The 20,092-nt window shown below is 71.6% G+C and carries 13 protein-coding genes; 10 read left to right on the forward strand and 3 right to left on the reverse strand.

Going from position 1 to position 20,092, the window contains the following annotated elements:
• The first annotated feature begins 18 nt into the window (after positions 1-18).
• From EV292_RS09680 to EV292_RS09710, 7 genes are all read left to right on the forward strand, one after another.
• Complete coding sequence (locus EV292_RS09680; RefSeq protein WP_132909005.1) at positions 19-660, forward strand: DUF2491 family protein; 642 nt, start codon at positions 19-21, stop codon at positions 658-660.
• A gap of 253 nt (positions 661-913) precedes the next feature.
• A complete protein-coding gene (locus EV292_RS09685) occupies positions 914-1,330 on the forward strand; it encodes a DUF350 domain-containing protein (RefSeq protein WP_243693700.1) in 417 nt (138 codons plus the stop codon).
• A gap of 7 nt (positions 1,331-1,337) precedes the next feature.
• Positions 1,338-1,982: a DUF1190 domain-containing protein gene (locus EV292_RS09690; protein ID WP_132909006.1), complete on the forward strand. Its 645-nt coding sequence runs from the start codon at positions 1,338-1,340 to the stop codon at positions 1,980-1,982.
• 285 nt (positions 1,983-2,267) lie between these two features.
• Entirely contained in the window at positions 2,268-3,575 is a 1,308-nt protein-coding gene (gene pncB, locus EV292_RS09695) for a nicotinate phosphoribosyltransferase (RefSeq protein ID WP_132909007.1), read from the forward strand.
• 61 nt (positions 3,576-3,636) lie between these two features.
• The gene (locus EV292_RS09700) at positions 3,637-4,419 is read left to right on the forward strand and encodes a metallophosphoesterase (protein WP_132909008.1); all 783 of its coding nucleotides are present in this window, start codon (positions 3,637-3,639) and stop codon (positions 4,417-4,419) included.
• Positions 4,420-4,451: 32 nt separating this feature from the next.
• Positions 4,452-6,866, forward strand: a complete 2,415-nt coding sequence (locus tag EV292_RS09705) for an RNB domain-containing ribonuclease (RefSeq protein ID WP_132909009.1) — start codon at positions 4,452-4,454, stop codon at positions 6,864-6,866.
• Between the two features lie 53 nt (positions 6,867-6,919).
• Positions 6,920-7,222 (forward strand): hypothetical protein, encoded by a 303-nt coding sequence (locus tag EV292_RS09710; protein ID WP_132909010.1) that lies wholly within the window; start codon positions 6,920-6,922, stop codon positions 7,220-7,222.
• A gap of 13 nt (positions 7,223-7,235) precedes the next feature.
• Here EV292_RS09710 and EV292_RS09715 read toward each other — a convergent pair whose 3' ends face one another.
• A complete protein-coding gene (locus EV292_RS09715; protein ID WP_132909011.1) occupies positions 7,236-9,029 on the reverse strand; it encodes an ABC transporter transmembrane domain-containing protein in 1,794 nt (597 codons plus the stop codon).
• A 156-nt stretch (positions 9,030-9,185) separates the two neighbouring features.
• Between EV292_RS09715 and phaZ the strand changes: the two genes are divergently transcribed.
• A complete protein-coding gene (phaZ, locus tag EV292_RS09720; RefSeq protein WP_132909012.1) occupies positions 9,186-10,430 on the forward strand; it encodes a polyhydroxyalkanoate depolymerase in 1,245 nt (414 codons plus the stop codon).
• 77 nt (positions 10,431-10,507) lie between these two features.
• Here phaZ and EV292_RS09725 read toward each other — a convergent pair whose 3' ends face one another.
• Both EV292_RS09725 and EV292_RS22605 read right to left on the reverse strand, forming a co-directional pair.
• Complete coding sequence (locus tag EV292_RS09725; protein ID WP_207913394.1) at positions 10,508-13,186, reverse strand: TonB-dependent receptor; 2,679 nt, start codon at positions 13,184-13,186, stop codon at positions 10,508-10,510.
• Between the two features lie 438 nt (positions 13,187-13,624).
• Positions 13,625-13,792 carry a hypothetical protein gene (locus tag EV292_RS22605; RefSeq protein ID WP_165927072.1) on the reverse strand — a complete coding sequence of 56 codons (168 nt, stop codon included), beginning with the start codon at positions 13,790-13,792 and terminating at the stop codon, positions 13,625-13,627.
• A 128-nt stretch (positions 13,793-13,920) separates the two neighbouring features.
• Here EV292_RS22605 and EV292_RS09730 point away from each other — a divergent pair, with 128 nt between their 5' ends.
• Entirely contained in the window at positions 13,921-15,894 is a 1,974-nt protein-coding gene (locus EV292_RS09730; RefSeq protein ID WP_132909013.1) for an autotransporter assembly complex family protein, read from the forward strand.
• A 5-nt stretch (positions 15,895-15,899) separates the two neighbouring features.
• Entirely contained in the window at positions 15,900-20,009 is a 4,110-nt protein-coding gene (locus EV292_RS09735; RefSeq protein WP_132909014.1) for a translocation/assembly module TamB, read from the forward strand.
• Positions 20,010-20,092 lie beyond the last annotated feature (83 nt).

Genomic DNA, 20,092 nt, shown 5'->3' on the forward strand with positions numbered 1-20,092 from the left:
GGCGCGACGGGTGACGGCATGATCTTCGGCAGCCTCTTCGGCGGCGGGCGCGACGAGGCGGCGCGACCCAGCGTGGCGGTGGTGCGCGACATTACGATCGGGCGGATGGTGCGGCTCGACCCACTGGCGTGGCGACGGCTGAGCGGCGGCGTGTTCACGCTCGACCGCGATACGCTCGAGATCACCGCGCAGGGGCTGATCAAGCTCGACGACGGCGGCTATGTGCACCGCTTCTACACCGACGACGAGCTGATGCTCCAGGCGGTGAGCCAGCAGGCGGACGGCAGCGATGCCGACGATTTCACGCTGTTCCGCCCGTGGTCGTCGACCTACGCGAGCGGCGGCTGGGACGACGCCGCCTTCCGCGAGCGCATGACCAGGCCCGAGTGGGTCGAGGGCGGGCTGCCGCCGTTCCGCCGCTACTGGTACGAGGGCGACGACCGCGTCCAGCCGCCGGTGCAATTGTGGGAGGCGCTCTATTACGAGCGCGCCGGCGCGCCGGTGAAGCACATCCGCCAGCAATGCATGCTCTACGCGCGCGACCTCGCACCCGAGGGGCAGGAGCTGCTGCTCGCGGTGGCGACCAGCCCAGAGGGCGGCGACACGACCCACGACCTGATGGTGGGGCTGCCGCTGTCGCCGGCGGAGTTCAGCGCGTGAGCGGCGTCGCTCTTTCCCTTTCCCATCCGGTCAGCCCCGCTACCCTTTCGTCATCCCCGCTCCTCTTCCGTCATCCCCGCGAAGGCGGGGATCCAGACGCGCTGACGTTCGCGCTGGAGCCGCATCGTCAGCGTCTATGGATCCCCGCCTTCGCGGGGATGACGTGGGTGGGAGAGTGCGGCGCTAGTCTCCGGCGTTTAAACAAGCCTTTCTCTCAACCATTCGCCCCGCCACTTAAACGGGAGACGCCATCGTGACGCTCGACCTTCCCGCCTATCTCGCCGGCGTGGGCCATTTCCTGCTCGCCTTCGGAATGGCCTGCGTACTGCTCGCGCTGTTCAAGGCGACCTACCAGAAATCCACCCCCTACGACGAGCGCGCGCTGGTGGCCGAAGGCAATGTCGCCGCCGCGCTCGCCTTCGGCGGCGCGATCGTCGGCTTCGCGCTGCCGCTCGCCTCGGCGCTGAGCGAGACCACCGACCCGGTCGAGTTCGTCGCCTGGGCGGTGCTCGCCGGCGCGATCCAGGTGCTCGCCAGCCTGGTGGTGCGCCGCGTGGTGGTCCGCGACATGGCGCGGCGGCTCGAGGAGGGTAATGTCGCCAGCGGCGTCTATGCCGCGGCGACGTCGATCTCGGTCGGGCTGCTCAACGCCGCCAGCATGACCTATTGAGGTCGCCATGACCGAGTCGACCGTTCCGCGCCGCCGCCTGCGCTCCGCCGCCGCGGGTCTTTCCGCCGCGAGCGCGCTGGCGATGCTCTCCGCCTGCGACCCGCAGCCCAGCGACGAGCAGGTCTCGCGCGAGCGCTACGGCGCGCCCACCGAGGTCGCCGCCTTCAACAATGTCGAGGAATGCAAGGCCAGCGGCGCCTTCGCGCAGGTGACGTGCGAGGAGGCCGCCCGCAACGCCGCCGCGGAAGACAGCAAGACCGCGCCGCGCTTCGCCGACCGCGACGTGTGCGAGGACCAGTTCGGCGCCGGTCAATGCCTCGTCCGCAACGAGGGCGGGCAGAGCTTCTTCGTGCCGCTGTTGACCGGATTCATGATCGGGCGGCTGCTCAACGGGCCGGGCTACCGCTACTCGGGCCTGTACCGCAGCGGCCGCGACGACCGCTATTACACGCCGGGCGGCGCGTGGCTGTACGGCGGCGGCTACGGTGGGCGGGGCTATGGCTATCAGGTCGGCTCGCGCGCGATCACCGCGCCGGTGACGACGCAGCGGATCCAGACGCGCAGCTCGGTGGTGTCGCGCGGCGGCTTCGGCGGGCGCGTCTCGGCGCGGTCGAGCGGCGGCTGGGGCGGGGGACGCTCGTTCGGGGGGTGACGCGGGCGGGGAGGTCGGCGCGGACGACCCACGCCGCTTCTTACTCCCCGCCGTCCCGTGACTCCCCGCCGTCCCGTTACTCCCCGTCATCCCGGACTTGTTCCGGGATCCACCCGTCCGCGAGCGCAGCGGCGTCGGCGTACGCGAAAGGCTGGATCCCGGAACAAGTCCGGGATGACGGACGAGGGGCGACACGGCGGCGTCCGACGACCGCTATCGGCGGCAAACGGGCTCACCTCCAAGGCCCCCCTTCATCCCCGCGCCTGCACCGCTTATGCCCCCGGCATGACCACCGTCACCGACATCGCGACGCGGACCTACAACCACAGCTTCCGGCTCGACCCGATCGTTCGCAGCCTGCTCGACACCGATTTCTACAAGCTGCTGATGCTGCAGATGATCCGCCGTCTTCACCCGGAGACGCGCGCGACCTTCGCGCTGATCAACCGCACCAAGACGGTGCGCCTCGCCGAGGTGATCGACGAGGCCGAGCTGCGCGCGCAGCTCGATCACGCGCGCACATTGCGCTTCGCCAAGAAGGAGCTGATCTGGCTGGCGGGCAACAGTTTCTACGGCGAGGCGCGGATGTTCGCGCCCGACTTCCTCGCCTGGCTCGCCGACTTCCGCCTGCCCGAGTACGCGCTGCGCCGCGTCGACGGCCAATATGAGCTGACCTTCGCGGGCAAATGGTGCGAGACGACGATGTGGGAGATCCCCGCGCTCGCCATCATCAACGAGCTGCGCTCGCGCGCCGCGACGCGCGACCACGACCGGTTCGCGCTCGACGTGCTCTACGCGCGGGCCAAGGCGAAATTGTGGGACAAGGTCGAGCGCCTGCGCCAGCTGCCCGATCTCGTCATCTCCGACTTCGGCACGCGCCGCCGCCACGGCTTCCTATGGCAGCGCTGGTGCGTCGAGGCGCTCAAGGAGGGGCTGGGCGAGCGCTTCATCGGCACCTCGAACGTGCTGCTGGCGATGGACGCCGACCTGGAGGCGATCGGCACCAACGCGCACGAGCTGCCGATGGTGGAGGCGGCGCTGTCGCGCGACGACGCGGATCTGGCGGGTGCGCCCTATCGCGTGCTCGAACAGTGGCGCCAGCATTACGGCGGCAACCTGCTGATCGCTTTGCCTGACGCTTATGGCACCGCGGCGTTTCTCCGCGCCGCGCCCGGCTGGGTGGCGGACTGGACCGGCTTCCGCCCCGACAGCGCGCCGCCGATCGAGGCGGGCGAGCAGATCATCCGCTGGTGGCAGCAGCACGGCCGCGACCCGCGTACCAAGCTGCTGATCTTCTCGGACGGGATGGACGTCGACTCGATCGAGCGCGTCTACCGCCACTTCCACGGCCGGGTGCGGATGAGCTTCGGCTGGGGCACCAACCTCACCAACGACTTCCGCGGCTGCGATCCGGACGGCGCGGGCGGACTCGAGCCGATCTCTTTGGTGTGCAAGGTGACCGAGGCGGACGGCCATCCCGCGGTGAAGCTCAGCGACAACCCCGCCAAGGCGACCGGCGCACCGGCCGAGATCGAGCGCTACCTGCGCGTGTTCGGCGCGGACGGACGCATCGCGCAGCCGGTGCAGGTGTGAGGCGCGGCGGAACCGGGCGCGCGCGCTCGCGTCCTATGCCTCTGACGAACAAGGGCGACGCATGACCAAGCTGTTTCACGTGAGCGACGTCCATTTCGGCGCGGAGGACCCGGAGGCGGTGGCGTGGTTCCGCGACCTCGTCGCCGCGGAGAAGCCCGACGCGGTGATCATGACCGGCGACCTGACGATGCGCGCCACGCCCAAGGAGTTCGAGGCCGGCGGCGCGTGGCTGCGCAGTCTCGGCGTGCCGGTGACGCTCGAGGTCGGCAACCACGACATACCCTATTATTGGGACCCGATCCGGCGGCTGTTCTCGCCTTACTCGCGCTACGCCGCGGTGGAGCGGATGATCGAGAAGCCGCTCGACGTGGCGGGGATCACCGTCGTCCCGCTCAAGACCACCGCGCGCGCGCAATGGCGCTGGAACTGGTCCAAGGGGCGGGTGAGCGGCGGCTCGCTGCGCCGCGCGCTGGCGCTGGTGCGGGAAGCGCCGCGCGGCAACCTCATCTTCGTGGCGGGGCATCACCCGCTGATCGAGGGCGGCACCAAGGGGACCGCGCGCACGCGCCGCGGCGACGTCGCGCTCGCCGCGCTCGCGGACGCCGGTGTCCATGCGGTGCTGTCGGGTCATGTCCATGACCCGTTCGACATTCCTTATGATCGCGGCGGCTGGACGGTGCGGATGATCGGCGCGGGCACGCTCTCCAAGCGCACGCGCGCGACTCCGCCCGCCTTCAACGAGATCCGCGTCACCGGCGACCGTTTCGAGACGATCGTGCGGACTCTCTCCGCCGAGCCGGAGCGGCCGATCAGCAGCACCGCCGCCTCGGGCGCGACCGGCTGAGCCGCGGGTAGGGGCCGCCCCACACGTCGCGCATGGCGTTCGCCGGTGCGAGCCCCTATCTCCGCCGCGTGCCAAAGAAACCGCCTCCCGGCCTGCCCACGCGCGAGCAGGTGCTCGACTTCATCGCCAGCTCGACGACGCCAGCGGGCAAGCGCGAGATCGCGCGCGCCTTCGGCCTCTCCGCGCAGCAGAAGATCGCGCTCAAGGCGTTGCTCAAGGACATGGCGGACGAGGGGCTGATCGACTCCGCGCCCGGCCGCGCCTTCCACAAGATGGGCGGGCTGCCCAAGGTGACCGTGCTGCGCGTCAGCGACGTCGACGAGGGCGGTAACGTCTGGGCGGTGCCCGAGAACTGGCAGTCCGACGCGCCCGTGCCGCGGATCCGCGTGCGCGAGCGCAAGCGCGGTGCGCTGGGCGTCGGCGAGCGGCTGCTCGCGCGGACGGAGGAGACCGGCCACGGCTGGACCGCGCACCCGATGAAGGTGCTCGCCCCCGCCGCCGAGCAATTGATCGGCGTGCTGCGGCGCGAGGGCGATAGGCTGTGGCTTCAGGGCGTCGAGAAGAAGGAGCGGCGCGAATATGCCGTGTCCGACGCGGGCGACGCCGCGGCGGGCGACCTGGTGCTGGCCGAGAAGGCCGGCCGCCCGCCGCGGATCACCGCGCGCGTGGTGCAGCGGCTGGGCGATCCCTTCGCGCCGCGCAGCTTCTCGCTGATCGCGATCCACCGGCTCGGCATCCCCGACGTGTTCGCGCAGGAGGCGCTCGACGAGGCGGCGCGGGTCGCGCGCCAGCCGCTTGGCGAGGGGCGCGAGGACCTCACCCATCTGCCGATCGTCGCGATCGACCCGGCCGACGCGCGCGACCACGACGACGCGGTCTGGGCCGCGCCCGACGACGATCCCGCCAACGCGGGCGGCTGGCAGGCGATCGTCGCGATCGCGGACGTGAGCTACTACGTCCGCCCGAAGAGCGCGCTCGACCGCGAGGCGCGTGCGCGCGGCAACTCGGTCTATTTCCCCGACCGCGTCGTGCCGATGCTGCCCGAGATCCTCTCCGCGGACGTGTGCTCGCTCAAGGCGGGCGAGGAGCGCGCCGCGCTGGCCTGCCACCTGCGCATCGGCAAGGACGGTGCGTTGAGGAGCTGGCGCTTCTCGCGCGCGCTGGTGCGGCTGGCGGCGAACATCGCGTACGAGGAGGCGCAGGCGGCGATCGACGCGCGGGCGGCACGCTGCAAATTCGTCACCCCGGCGAACGCCGGGGTCCATGGCGCCGCGAACGCATCGGCCGAGGCGCCTGCGGCGACATGGATGCCGGATCACGTCCGGCATGACGAAGGGGGAGGCGGGCAGGACGAGCCGGCGTCCTCCCCCTTCGCCTGGGACCCCGCCCTCGTCGACACCGCGCTCGCGCCGCTGTGGGACTGCTGGCGCGCGCTCGCCGCGGCGCGTGACCGGCGCGAGCCGCTCGAGCTCGACCTGCCCGAGCGCCGCGTCGTGCTCGACGAGAAGGGCCGGATCATGTCGGTGGCACCGCGCGAGCGGCTCGACGCGCACCGGCTGATCGAGGATTATATGATCGCCGCCAACGTCGCCGCCGCCAAGGCGCTGGAGGCGAAGAAGGCGCCGGTGATGTACCGCGTCCACGAGGCGCCCGCGCGCGAGAAACTGGTCGCGCTCAAGGACTATCTCGCCACCTTCGACGTTGCCTTCGCGCTCGGCCAGGTGATCCGCCCCGCCACGTTCAACCATATCATCGCACGCGTCGGCGACGCCGAGTTCCGCCCCGAGATCATGGAGCAGATCCTGCGCAGCCAGACCCAGGCCTATTACGCCCCGGCCAACCACGGACATTTCGGGCTGGCGCTGGGCAGCTACGCGCATTTCACCTCGCCGATCCGGCGCTACGCCGACCTGATGGTCCACCGCGCTCTGGTGAGCGCCTATGCGCTCGGTCCCGGCGGGCTGGCGGGCGACGAGGATTTCGAGCGCGCCGGCGAGACGATCAGCCAGCTCGAGCGCCGCGCGATGGAGGCCGAGCGCGAGACGATCGACCGCTATGTCGCGGCCTATCTGGCGGAGCGAGTCGGCGAGCTGGTCGAGGCGCGGATCACCGGCGTGACCAACTTCGGCTTCTTCGCCACGGTGGAGGGGGTCGGCGGCGACGGATTGATGCCGGTACGCGATCTGGGCGGCGAATATTTCCGCTATGATGAGGCGTCTCGCCGGCTGATCGGCGAGCATAGCGGCGAGGTATATGCGCAGGGGCAGCGGCTCGAGCTGCGGCTGGCGGAAGCGAATCCGGTGTCGGGCGCGCTGCGGTTCGAACTGCCCGAGGGCCGCTATGGCGGCGGTGGCGTGGCGCGCGCGCGGGAGAGCGAGCGCCGCCCGCCGCGCGTGCTCAAGCGGCGCGGCCGCCCCGCGAACATCCGTCACCAAGGGCGACGGTGATCCGCCTCGTCTTTCCGGGGGAAGAGGCTTCCCGCGGACAAAGGAGAACAGCAATGGCCGGCACCATCGCGGCGACGGTGATCATGAAGGCGCGCAAGAAGATCGCCTGGCATTTCGTCTCGGCGGGCGCGACCTCGGCGGAGACGGCGGTGTCGTACGAGCGCCCCGAGACGCGGCTCGGTGGAGAGGAGTTCGACCGGATGGTCGCCTTCGGCGCATTGGAGAAGACCGAGGACGGCCGCTACTGGCTCCATCGTCGCCGCTACGCCGACTATCGCAAGGAGTCGCTCGCGCGCGTGCTCGGCTATCTCGCGCTCGCGGGCTTCGCGGCGGCGGGCGCGCTCGCGCTGGGGTGAGGCGGCGGGTGGCTCAGGCCGCCGCGTCGAACTGCAGGCTCGCCAGCCGCGCGTAGAGGCCGCCGCGCGCGATCAGCGTGGCGTGCGTGCCCTCCTCGACGATGCGGCCGCCGTCCATCACCACGATCCGCGAAGCCGCGCGCACCGTCGCCAGCCGGTGCGCGATCACGATGGTGGTGCGCGTCGCCATCAGCCGCTCCAGCGCGTCCTGCACCAGCCGCTCGCTCTCGGCGTCGAGCGCGCTGGTCGCCTCGTCGAGCAGCAGGATCGGCGAGTCGCGCAGCAGCGCGCGCGCGATCGCGATCCGCTGGCGCTGCCCGCCCGACAGCCGCGCGCCGCCCTCGCCCAGGAAGGTGTCGAGCCCCTCCGGCAGCGCGCGCAGGAAGTCCGCGGCATTGGCCGCCTCGGCCGCGGCCCAGACCTGGTCGTCGCTCGCGTCCCAGCGACCGTAGCGCAGATTGTCGCGCGCACTGGTGGCGAAGATCACCGTCTCCTGTGGCACCATCGCGATGCGCGCGCGCACCTCCGCAGGGTCCGCGTCGCGCAGGTCAACCCCGTCGACCAGCACGCGCCCGGCGGCGGGCTCGTAGAAATGCTCGATCAGCTGGAACAAAGTCGACTTGCCCGCACCCGAGGGACCGACCACCGCCACCGTCTCGCCCGGCGCGACGCTCAGGCTGAAATCGTGCAGCGCGGCCATGTCCGGCCGCGTGGGGTAGCGGAACTCGACCGCCTCCAGCGCCACGCGCCCCTCCGCCGGCAGCGGCAGCGCGACCGGCTGCGCCGGCGCCGCGATGGCGGGGCGCTCGTCGAGCAGCTCGGCCAGCCGCCCCGCCGCGCCCGCGCCGCGCAGCAGGTCGCCGTAGACCTCGGTGAGCGCGCCGAACGCGCCCGCGACGATGCCGCCGGTCAGCACGAAAGCCGCGATCGCGCCGCCCGAGAGCCGCCCCGCCGCGACGTCGATCGCGCCCTCCCACAACACCAAAGTGATCGCGCCGAACACCAGCCCGATCACGATCGCGGTCATCGCCGCACGCAGCCCGATGCGGCGCTTGGCGGCGTCCATCGTCGCCTCCACCGCGCCGGCGAAGCGCGCGCTCTCGCGCCGCTCCTGGCCGAACGCCTGGACGATCTTCATCGCGCCCAGCACCTCGGTGACGATCGTGCCGACGTCGGCGACGCGGTCCTGCGAGGTGCGCGAATAGGCCCGAACCTTCCGCCCCAGCAGCGTGATCGGCAGGATCATCAGCGGGATGCCCAGCAGCAGCAGCGAGGCGAGCTTGGGCGAGATGGCGAAGAGGTAGATCAGCCCGCCCACCGCGGTGAAGCTGTTGCGCAGCGCCACCGAGATGGTCATGCCCACCACCGTCTCGATCTGGCCGGTGTCCGCGGTCAGCCGCGAGGCGATCTCGGACGGGCGGTTCTCCTCGTAGAAGGCGGGGCTGAGCGTCATCAGGTGGCGCACCACGCGCTCGCGGATGTCGGCGACGACGCGCTCGCCCAGCCACGCGACGAAATAGAAGCGCACCGCGGTGCCGAGCGCCAGCACCAGCACGATCATCAGCATATAATGGAACGACGACGCGACCGCCGCGGAAGAGCCGTCCCCGGCGGCGAAGCCGCGGTCGATCACGCGCTTGAAGCTGTACGGGATCGCGATCGTCGCCGCCGAGGTGATCGCCAGCGCGGTGAAGGCGGCCGCGATCTGCGCCGGATAGGCGCGCGCGTGCTGCCACACCATCGTGAGGTTACCGAGGCGCCGCGAGGATGCCGCGCGGGCGGGAGCGACGTCGGGAACGCTAGCCATGCCCGGCGCCTAGCAGTGCCCGGCAGGCGGCTCAACGTGTGGCGCGGCGGCCACCCCGGCGACACGATCGCCACCGCGGCGCGCTTCGTGCGTTACCTGTTGGTAGGTTTTGTATTACGACCGATCATTGCCCATATCACGGGCGGAAGGAAGCGGATGCTCTACGACGCGTATGAATGGCAGCGGTCGTGGCTCGCCTCGGCGAGCGCGATGGCGACGGTGGGGGCCAATTGGCTCAACAACCCGTCGAACCCGTTCGCCTATCTCGGCGGTGGGCCGGTGATGGCGAGCGCGCTCGAGGTGTTCGCGCACGCCTCCGCCTCGCGCGGCAAGCCCGCCTTCGCGCTCGACACGACGATCGTCGACGGGCGCGAGGTGGCGGTGACCGAGGAGATCGTGCTCCAGCGACCGTTCGGCCAGCTCAAGCGCTTCCGCCGCGAGGGCGTCGAGGGCGGCCCGCGGCTGCTGATCGCGGCGCCGATGTCGGGCCATTTCGCCACTTTGCTGCGCGGCACGGTGGAGCGGATGCTGCCCTTCGCCGACGTGTACATCACCGACTGGCGCGACGCGAAGCTGGTGCCGCTCACCGACGGGCAGTTCGATCTCGACGATTACATCGATTATCTGATCTCTTTCCTCGAGGCGATCGGCCCCGACGCCGGTGCGGGCGACGGCCCGCGTGGTGCGCACATGCTGGCGGTGTGCCAGCCCTCGGTGCCCTGCCTCGCCGCGACCGCGCTGATGAGCGCGGACGCCAACCCGTGCCGCCCGCGCACGCTGACGATGATGGGCGGCCCGATCGACACGCGCGAGGCGCCCACCGCGGTGAACACGCTCGCCACCGAGCGGCCCTTCGCCTGGTTCGAGCAGAACGTGATCGCCACCGTGCCGATGCTCTATCCCGGCGCGGGGCGGCGCGTGTACCCGGGCTTCCTCCAGCTCGGCGGTTTCATGACGATGAACCTCGGCAACCACATGATGAGCCATTACGAGCTGTTCAAACATCTGGTCACCGGCGACGGCGAGAGCGCCGACGCGACCAAGCGCTTCTACGACGAATATCGCTCGGTCTGCGACATGACCGCGGAATTCTACCTCCAGACGATCGACACCGTGTTCCAGACGCACGCGCTGCCGCGCGGCACGATGACGCACCGCGGCCGCCCGGTCGATCTCGGCGCGATCACCGACGTCGGGCTGCTCGCGATCGAGGGCGAGCGCGACGATATCTCGGGGCTGGGGCAGACCAAAGCGGCGCTGACCTGCGCCACGTCGCTGCCCGAGGAGCACAAGCGCTATTATATGGCCGAGGGCGTCGGCCATTACGGCATCTTCAACGGGTCGAAGTGGCGCGGGCGGATCGCGCCGGTGGTGGAGGAGTGGATCACCGCCCACGCCTGAGGCGGCGGATCGGCGACCGCCCGCCTCCTTACGCCACAGGGGAGAGGGCGGGCCGTCGCGACCCGCCCCTCTCGCGGTCAGAACTCCGCGCGCGCGCCGAACAGGATCGTGCGCCCGTAGTAATTCACCTCGCCGAAGCGCAGCTCCTTGTCGTTGTACGTGTTCTGCCGCGCGCCGGCGAGGTTGATCCCCTCCAGGCTGAGCGTCAGCTGCGGCGTCACCTTGATCGAGAAATTGCCGTCAAGCGAGCCGAACGGCGCGACATAGCTCGGCGCCTGCACCGTGCTGCCGGTGCCGTTGAGATAGCGGTCGCGCCACACGTAGGAGAGCCGCGTCGACACCGGCCCCATGTCGTAGAAGCCGACCAGGTTGAAGCTGTTCTTCGACAGGCCGATCAACTGGTCGCGGATCGCGCGGTCGCCCGCCTTATAGTCCGCCTGCACCGAGGTGTGCGTGTACGAGGCCTGCACGCCCAGCCCGTCTAGCGGCTTGGGCAGGAAGGTGAACACCTGGCTGTAGGCGAACTCGGCGCCATAGACCTTGGCGTCGCCGCCGTTGATCTGCGTGGACAGACGGACGTTGCCGCGGCCGGGGATCGTGATGTCGACGTTGTTCTGCGTGATGTAATCGTCCAGCGCCTTGTAGAAGACCGCGCCCGACAGCAGCCCCGAGGGCGCGAAATACCATTCGAGCGAGCCGTCGAACTGGGTCGCCAGGAAGGGTACCAGCTGCGGGTTGCCGCCGCTCGCGGTGGGCGCGTCGGTCGAGACGGTGATGCGCGGCGCGACGTCGGTGACGTTGGGGCGCGTCAGCACGCGGCTGGCGGCGAGGCGGCCGACCAGCTTGGTGGTGAGATCGGCGCGCAGGTTGAAGCTGGGCAGCCAGTTGTTGAACGTCTTCGGAAAGCTCGCCGGGGTCGCGACCGAGCCCGCGGTGAGCGTGCCGCTCGCCACCTGGTCGGTGTGGACGTAGCGCACGCCGACATTGCCGCTCACCGCCACCGCGCCGAGCGGGAACTGATAGTCGGCGCGGACATAGCCGCCCGCGATCCGCTCGGTGACGGTGAAGCTCGAGCGCCGGTCGGAGAGCGACAGCGGCGCGTTCGCCACCGATGGCGTGAAGAAGGCGTCGAGATAGGCGCTCGTCACCGGCACGAGGAAGCGGCGCGGCGTGTTGCCGGGGACGCCCTTGAGGAAGTCGTCGAACGGCAGCTGCTCATAGGCGCCGCTGCCGAGCACGCTCAGCGGCGTGCCGGCGGGCGGGTTGACCAGGAAGTCGCGGCGGAAATAGTCGCGGCGGCGCCGGTGATACTCGCCGCCGGCGGCCAGCTTGGAGACGAAGCCGTCGAGGTCGCGCGCGACGTCGGCGCGCGTGTAGAGATCCCAGTCCTTGCTGTCCTTGGGCGCGATGTTGAAGGTGTAGAGGCTGTATTTGGCCGGGTCGGTCACATCGACCGGCGTGGTGAGGCCGGGCAGCACCTTGTAGCCGCCGGTCGCGTCATAGCTGAGCGGCGCGATGACGATCGCGCGGCTGCGCACCGTGCCCTCGCGATAGTCGGGGTGATAGCTGTGCGCCGCCGACCAGTTGACGTCGGCCGAGAGATGCCAGCGATCGGGGTTCCAGCGCTGCTTGAGCCCCACCGTCAGCAGGTCGTGGCGGTTGAGGCTGTATTCGCGCGACGCCATGAAGCGGACGTTGTTGATCGTCGCCTTGGTGATCGTGTCGCCGTCGGTGACGACCGAGCCGGGGACGACCGACGACCCCGCAGGATTGTAGGTGCCCTTGCCATCGTCCGGATAGATGTCGAGGCCGAACTCGTCATAGGCGACGTCGAGCCGGGTCGCGACGACGTCGAGGATCGTCTCCAGGTCGCTCGTCGGGCGCCACTGCGCCGAGATCATCCCCGACACGCGCTCGCGATCCTCGGTCTCCACCGTCGGCCGCGTGCGTGTCGGCGAGTAGAGCCCCTTGGGCAGCCCTCCCGTCGCGGTGGTGGCATAGCGGTCGGCGATCCAGCCGAACCCCATGAAGCGGTCATTGCGCACCGACTTGGCCCAATATTGCGCCCCCGCGAGCAGGCCGAAGGTGCCGTCGTCGGTGGTCGCGCTGGTCAGCAGCGTCGCGTTGGGACGCACCTTGTCGGCCTGGGTCGTGTAGGTGCCGCGCAGGTTGAGCGTGGTCTTGTTGCCCACCTCGAGCGGGCGGAAGGTGGTGACATCGATATTGCCGCCCAGCGCGCCCTCGCTCATGTCGGCGGTGGGCGTCTTCACCACGTCGATGCGCGAGGTGAACTCGGCCGGCAGCATCTCGAAGCGGAACTGGCGGCCGTTGGCGCCGCCGTTCTCGATCAGGTCGTTGAGCGCGACGGTGCGCCCGTTCATCAGCGTATTCTGGAACTGCGGCCCGAGCCCGCGGACGCTGACGTACAGCCCCTCGCCGCGCGGGCGCGTGATCGCGACGCCGGGGATCAGCTGGAGCGCCTCGGCGACGTTCTGCGTCGGGAACTTGCCGATGTCGGTCGAGCTGATCGAGTCGACGCCATAGGCGGCGCGGCGCTTGGTCTCGACCGCGGCGTCGATGCTGCGCGCATAGGTGCCGTTGACGACGATGTCCTCGCCGGGCTGGTCGGCGGCGGAGTCGCTCGCCTGCGTGGCGGCAGCGGCTGGCGCAACGGTCTGTGCGCTCGCGGTCCCGGACAACGCGGCGATGGTGACGAGCGCGGCCGACGCCCGCAGCAGGCCGACATAGGATAGCATGATCGATTACCCCTAAAGCGGCATGAGTGCCGTCTCGGCGCGGGCCGCTAGGGGGGCTCGATGTAAACGCCGCGTCGTTTTCGCGACGTTTTCGTTACGGCGTCGCGATTTGGTCATGGAATCGCTGTTCCGGGTAGGTCCATCACCGGGGGCGGGCGGTAACGCGCCTCGTCGCGCGGTCCGTCGCTCTTCCAGCGCACCGGCCTCGTGCGCACGCGCAACTTCTGCGAGATTGCGAGAACGCCGTCATCCCGGCCTTGAGCCGGGATCCATCCCTCCGCGAGAGAAACATCCTCAGCTCTCGCGGCACCATGGATCCCGGCTCGAGGCCGGGATGACGAGGGTTTCGCAGAGCTTCCGCGCACGCCGGAGTGCGGCGAGCTTGGATCGACACCTTCAAGCAGAGGAAGACGGTCGTGCCGCCGTTCCGGCGCGAGCCTAACGCCGGTCGCGCCACCACACCCACAGAGCGATGGCCACCCCCAGCGCGAGGCCGGCGAGGAAGCCGATCGTCGGCTGGCCGGCGACCAGGCCGAGGATCGTGCCGCCGAGGATCAGCGCGGCGATCGGGAAACCGCCAGCGAGCGGGGAGCGGGAAGGAGGCATCGCGTCGCTCTGCCACGCCGGTGACGCCCGCGCCAGTCGCGACCGACCGTGCCGCAGGCGCGTCCCGGATCGGCGCTGTTAGGTTTTCCCCCCTTCTTCTCTCTCGATAGCGCCGCTAGACCGGCGCGATGAGGCCGGACGTGGGGCGGCGCGGCGCGCTGGTCTGCGCCGTGGTCGGCGTGATGACAGGAGCGGTGCCCGCGCGCGCGCAGCAGGCGCCCGCGGGGAGCGTCGCCGTGCCCGCCGATCCGACCGCCCCGCTCGACGAGGTCGATCCCACCGCACCGCTGGCGCCGCTGCCCGACATCGGGGTCGACTGGCCCGACCTGTCGGCCGCGCCGGCCGCGCCCGTCGCCGAGCGCGCGCAGATCGGTGCGACCACGCGCTACGCCTGGCGGATCGACGGGCTCGACGCCGCGGGCACCCCGCTGCTGCGCCAACGCTTCCAGGAGCTGTCGGTGCTCGCGGGCAATGACGGCAAGGAGGCCAATCCCGCGCAGCTCGACCGGCGCGCGCGTCAGGACGCCGAGCTGCTGCTCACCCTCCTCAAGGGCGAGGGATATTACGACGCCTCGGTGGCGACGCGGTTCGAGCGCGCCGAGAAGCGCCCGGTGGTGGTGCTCGTCGCCGCGCCGGGCAGCCTGTACCGCTTCGCCGGGGTGACACTCGCCGGGGTCGAGGCGGCGGGGACCAAGGCGCAGGCGCTGCGCGATGCCTTCGGCGTCCGTCCCGAAGATCCCGTTAACAGCGACGCGGTCGCCGCGGCGGAGGCGAACCTGCGCACCCGCGCGGGCGAGGAGGGCTTCGCCTTCGCGCGGATCGGCGACCCGCAGGTGGTGGTCGACCGCAGCGCGCAGACCGCGACGCTGGCGGTGGAGGTCGCGCCCGGCACCGCACGGCGCTTCGGCCGGATCACCGCCAACCCCGACAATCGCGTGTTCGACGCCGCGCACGTCGCCGACATCGCCCGGTTCAGGACCGGCGATTCCTACGAGGCGTCGCAGCTCGATGACCTGCGCCGCGCGCTGGTCCAGACCGGGCTGGTCTCCACCGCGGACGTGCGCGCGGTCCCGGGGGCGGACCCGTCGGTGGTCGATGTCGCGGTACGGCTCGAACCCGCGCCGCCGCGCACCGTCGCGGTCGAGCTGGGCTATGGCACGGGCGAGGGCGCGCGGTCGGAGATCAGCTGGACCCACCGCAACCTGCTGCCGCCCGAGGGGGCGGTGACGCTGCGCGGGGTCGCGGGCACGCGCGAGCAGCTCGGCCAGATCACCTATCGCCGCAACAACTTCCACGCACGCGACCGGGTGCTGACCGCGCAATTCTCGGCCGCGCACCTGCTGCGCGACGCGTTCGAGGCCAATACGCTGTCGCTGTCCGCCGCGCTCGAGCGCCAGACCAACATCTTCTTTCAGAAGACCTGGACCTGGTCGCTCGGCGCCGAGCTGGTCGCGTCGGACGAGCGCGACGTGATCCTTGCCACCGGCGAGCCGCGGCGGCGCACCTTCCTGATCGGCGCGCTGCCGACCAGCCTCGGCTATGACGGGTCGGACGATCTGCTCAACCCAACGCGCGGCTTCCGGCTGGCGGGGCGCGCCAGTCCCGAGCTGTCGCTCCAGGGGAGCGCGTTCGGCTATACGCGCGTCCAGCTCGACGCCAGCGCCTATCAGCCGGTGGCGCGCGGCACCGTCCTGGCAGGGCGGGTGCGCGCGGGCACGATCCTGGGCGCGCCGCGCGACCAGATCGCGCCGTCGCGGCGCTTCTACGCGGGCGGCGGCGCCTCGGTGCGCGGCTATGGCTTCCAGTCGATCGGCCCGCGCGATCCCAACAACGACCCGATCGGCGGCCGCAGCCTCGCCGAGTTCGCGGTCGAGGCGCGCATCAAGGCGTTCGGCAATTTCGGCGTGGTGCCCTTCTTCGACGGCGGCAACATCTACACCGGCGGGCTGCCCGACCTCACCGGCTTCCGCTACGGCGCCGGCATCGGCGTGCGCTATTACTCGAACTTCGGTCCGATCCGCGTCGACGTCGGCACCCCGATCAACCCGCAGCCGGGCGACAGCCGCCTCGCGGTCTATGTCTCGCTGGGGCAAGCGTTTTGAGGCGGGTGGCGCGGGTCGCGGGGCTCATCGTCGCGGCGCTGCTCGCGCTCGCGCTGCTGGTCGTGTTCGTGCTCGACACCGGGGTGGGACATCGCTTCGTCGCCGACCGGGTCAACGGCTTGCGCCCCGACAATGGCCTGCGCTTCCGTGTCGGGCGGATCGACGGCTCGCTGTACGGGCGCGCCGAGCTGATCGACGTGCGGCTCTACGACCCGCAGGGGCTGGTGCTGGCGGTGCCCCGCGCGCGGCTCGACTGGTCGCCGCTCGCCTGGTGGCACAACCGGCTCGACATCACCGCACTCGACATCCCCGTCGCCACCTTCGCCAAATTGCCGCAGCCGCGCGACACCGGGCGCAGCGGGCCGCTGCTGCCCAAGTTCGACATCGCGATCGGGCGCCTGTCGGTCGGGCGTCTGATCGTCGCGCCGCGCGTCACGGGGACGATCCGCTACGGCCGGATCGACGCGCGCGCGGACATCCGCGACGGTCACGCCCTGGTCGATCTCACCGCGCTGATCCAGGGGAGCGACTCGCTCGTCGTGCGGCTCGACTCGCGCCCCGACGCGGGTCGCTTCGATCTCGCCGCCCGCGCCCGCGGCAGCGCGCGCGGGGTGCTCGCGCGACTGACCGGGCTCAACCGCGCGGTCGCGCTCGATCTGGCGGGTGACGGCGACTGGCGCCGCTGGGACGGGCGCGCGGTGGCGCAGGTCGGCGCGACGCGCGTGATCGACCTCGCGCTCGCCAATCGTGCCGGCCAGTATCGGCTGATCGGCACGGTCGCGCCCAGCGCGGTGACCAAGGGCAAGCTCCAGTCGCTGACCGCGCCGCGCGTCGCGGTGGACGGCAGCGCCAGCTTCGCCCACCGCCGGCTCGACGGCGCCGTGTCGCTGCGCTCGCCCGCGCTGGCGGCGCACGCGGAGGGGATGGTCGACCTCGCGGCCAGCGCCTTCCGCAACGTTCGGGTGACCGCGCGGCTGCTCCGCCCCGCCGCCTTGTTCCGCAACATGACCGCGCGCGACATGCGGCTGCGCGCGATCCTCGACGGCAACTTCCGCACCGCCAGCTTCGACTATCGCCTCAGCGCGGAGCGCTTCGCGTTCGACGACACCGGGTTCGAACAGGCCCGAGCCGCCGGGCGCGGGCGCTGGTCGAACGCGCCCGTCGCGGTCCCGGTACGCTTCACCGCGGCACGCGTGACCGGGGTGGGGGACGTCGCGGGCGGGATCCTGCGCAACCTCGCGGTCGCCGGCGTGCTCAAGGTCACCGCAACCCAGGTGACCGGCGAGCGGCTGCGCCTGCGCTCGGACCAGCTCGCGGGCGAGATCGGGCTGCGGCTCGACCTGCGCACCGGGCGCTACGACGTCGCGCTGAGCGGCGGGCTCGGGCGCTATCTCATCCCGGGCATCGGCCTGGTGCAGGTCGATTCGCGCTTGCAGGCGGTGCCCGGCCCCAATGGCCGCGGGACGCGCGTGATCGGCCGCGGCACCGCGCGCGTGCTGCGGCTCGACAACGACTTCTTCCGGTCGCTCACCGGCGGGCTGCCGCGGATCGAGAGCGAGCTGGAGCGCACCCCCGACGGCATCCTCCATCTCACCCGCCTCGTGCTCACCGCGCCGACGCTGCGGCTGGCGGGCAACGGCTATCGGCGGCGCGACGGCACGTTCTTCTTCGAGGGCGCGGGGACGCAGGGCAGCTATGGCCCGGTGACGCTGCGGCTCGACGGGCGGATCGAGCGGCCGACGCTCGACCTCGTGTTCGCGCGCCCCAACGCGACGCTGGGGTTGGCGGCGGTGCGCGCGCATCTCGATCCCAGCGCGCAGGGCTTCGCCTTCACCGCGGCGGGCGAGTCGCGGCTGGGCGCGTTCGCGGGGGCGGGCCAGATCGTCCTGCCGCCCGGCGGGGGGCAGTCGCGCATCCTGGTCGATCGGCTCGACGTGAGCGGCACGCGCGCGACCGGCGCGCTCGACATCGTCGGCGGCGGCTTCCGCGGTCGCCTCGCGGTCAACGGCGGCGGGTGGAGCGGCGCGCTCGATCTGGCGCCGGTGGGGCAGGTGCAAAGTATCGCGGCGCAGCTCCAGGCGCGCAACGCGCGGATCGGCACCGTCGCGGCGGTGCGACAGGCGCAGCTCCAGTTCACGACCCTGCTCGATCCCGCCGGCACCAAGCTCGATGCCACCGCGCGTGGCGCGGGGCTGCGCCACGGCGCGCTGTCGGTGTCGCGCTTCGACGGCGGCGTGACACTGGCGGGCGAGCGCGGCGAGATCCGCGCCGCGATCGCGGGATCGCGCGGCGTCGGCTTCCGCGTCCAGACCGTCACCGCCATCGCGCCCGACGGCTATACGGTGCGCGCGAGCGGCAGCATCGGCCAGCGCCCGATCCGGCTCGACACGCCCGCGGTGCTGCGTCGCGAGGGCGATGGCTGGACGCTGGCGTCGACCAGGCTGAGCTTCGCCGGGGGCTCGGCCGAGGTGTCGGGGCACCTCGGCGACGACGATACGAGCGTCCGCGCCACGCTGGCCAACCTCCCCCTCGCGGTGCTCGACATCGGGTACAGCGGTCTCGGCCTGGGCGGCAGCGCGAGCGGCACGCTGCGGCTCGACGCGCGCGGGGGCGCGGCGCCGACCGGACGCGCCGACGTGACGGTACGCGGCCTGACGCGATCGGGGCTGGTGACCTCGTCGACCCCGGTCGACATGGGGCTGGCGGCGGTACTGACCGCGGATCACGCCGGCGCGCGCGTGGTGATGCAGTCGGGCGGGCGGATCGTCGGGCGGGCGCAGGCGCAGCTCCGGCCGCTCGGGACGGGCAGCCTGATGGAGCGGCTGTCGCGCGCCGGGCTGTTCGCGCAGCTGCGCTACAGCGGCCCGGCCGACACCTTGTGGCGACTGACCCGGATCGAGCTGTTCGACCTCACCGGCCCGGTCGCCTTCGCCGCCGACGTCACCGGCACCACCCAGGCGCCCCAGCTGCGCGGGGTGGTCCGTGCCGCGGGCGCGCGGATCCAGAGCGCCACCACCGGCACCTCGATCACCAACGTGGCCGCGAGCGGGCGGTTCGCGGGCACGCGGCTCCAGCTCGACCGCTTCACCGGCGATGCCGGGCGTGGCGGCAAGGTGGTGGGCAGCGGCTGGTTCGACCTGCGCCCGACCGGGGTCGCGCTCGACCTGCGCGTCGATGCCGATCACGCCGTGCTGATCGACCGCGACGATATCGGCGCCACCGTCACCGGCCCGATCACCTTCCGCTCCGACGGCGACGGCGGCGTGATCGGCGGCGACGTCCGGCTCGACAGCAGCCGTTACAAGTTCGGCCAGGCCGGCGCGGCGAGCGCGCTGCCGCAGGTGTCGGTGCGCGAGATCAACGTGCCCGGCGGCGACAATGCCGATGACGAGGCGCCGGCGCCGTGGCGGCTCGACGTCCACGCGCGCGCGCGCAACGGGCTGATGGTCACGGGGCTCGGCCTTTCGAGCGAGTGGACCGCGGACGTGCAGATCGCGGGCACGCCGACCAACCCCGCGCTGACCGGCCGCGCCGACCTGGTGCGCGGCGACTATGAGTTCGCCGGGCGCGAGTTCGAGCTGTCGCGCGGGATCATCCGCTTCGCCGGCGAGGTGCCCGCCAACCCCGCGCTCGACATCGAGGCGAGTGCTAACACCACCGGGCTCAACGCCTCGATCCGCGTCACCGGCGTCGCGCTCAAGCCCGAGATCAGCTTCACCAGCACCCCCGCGCTGCCGCAGGACGAGCTGCTGTCGCGGTTGCTGTTCGGCACCTCGATCACCAACCTGTCCGCGCCCGAGGCGCTCCAGCTCGCCGCCGCGGTGGCGGCGCTGCAGGACGGCGGGGGCGGGCTCAACCCGATCAACGCGGTGCGCCGCGCCGCCGGGCTCGACCGGCTGCGCATCCTGCCCGCCGACCCGCAGACGGGGCAGGGCACCTCGATCGCGGCGGGCAAGTACGTGACGCGCCGCGTCTATGCCGAGATCATCACCGATGGGGCGGGCTATTCGGCGACGCGCGTCGAATTTCAGGTCACCCGCTGGCTGTCGCTGCTCTCGTCGATCTCGACGCTCGGGCGACAAAGTGCCAACGTGCGCGTGTCGCGCGATTACTGACGTGGGTTGGGTTTAGCGCCCGGAACGGCGACAGCGTCGGACGGTTGAGCGCGGCGGCGAGTGTGAGCGTAGAGGGGGCATGG

It is taken from the genome of Sphingomonas sp. BK235, from assembly GCF_004345855.1.
Classification (GTDB): Bacteria; Pseudomonadota; Alphaproteobacteria; order Sphingomonadales; family Sphingomonadaceae; genus Sphingomonas.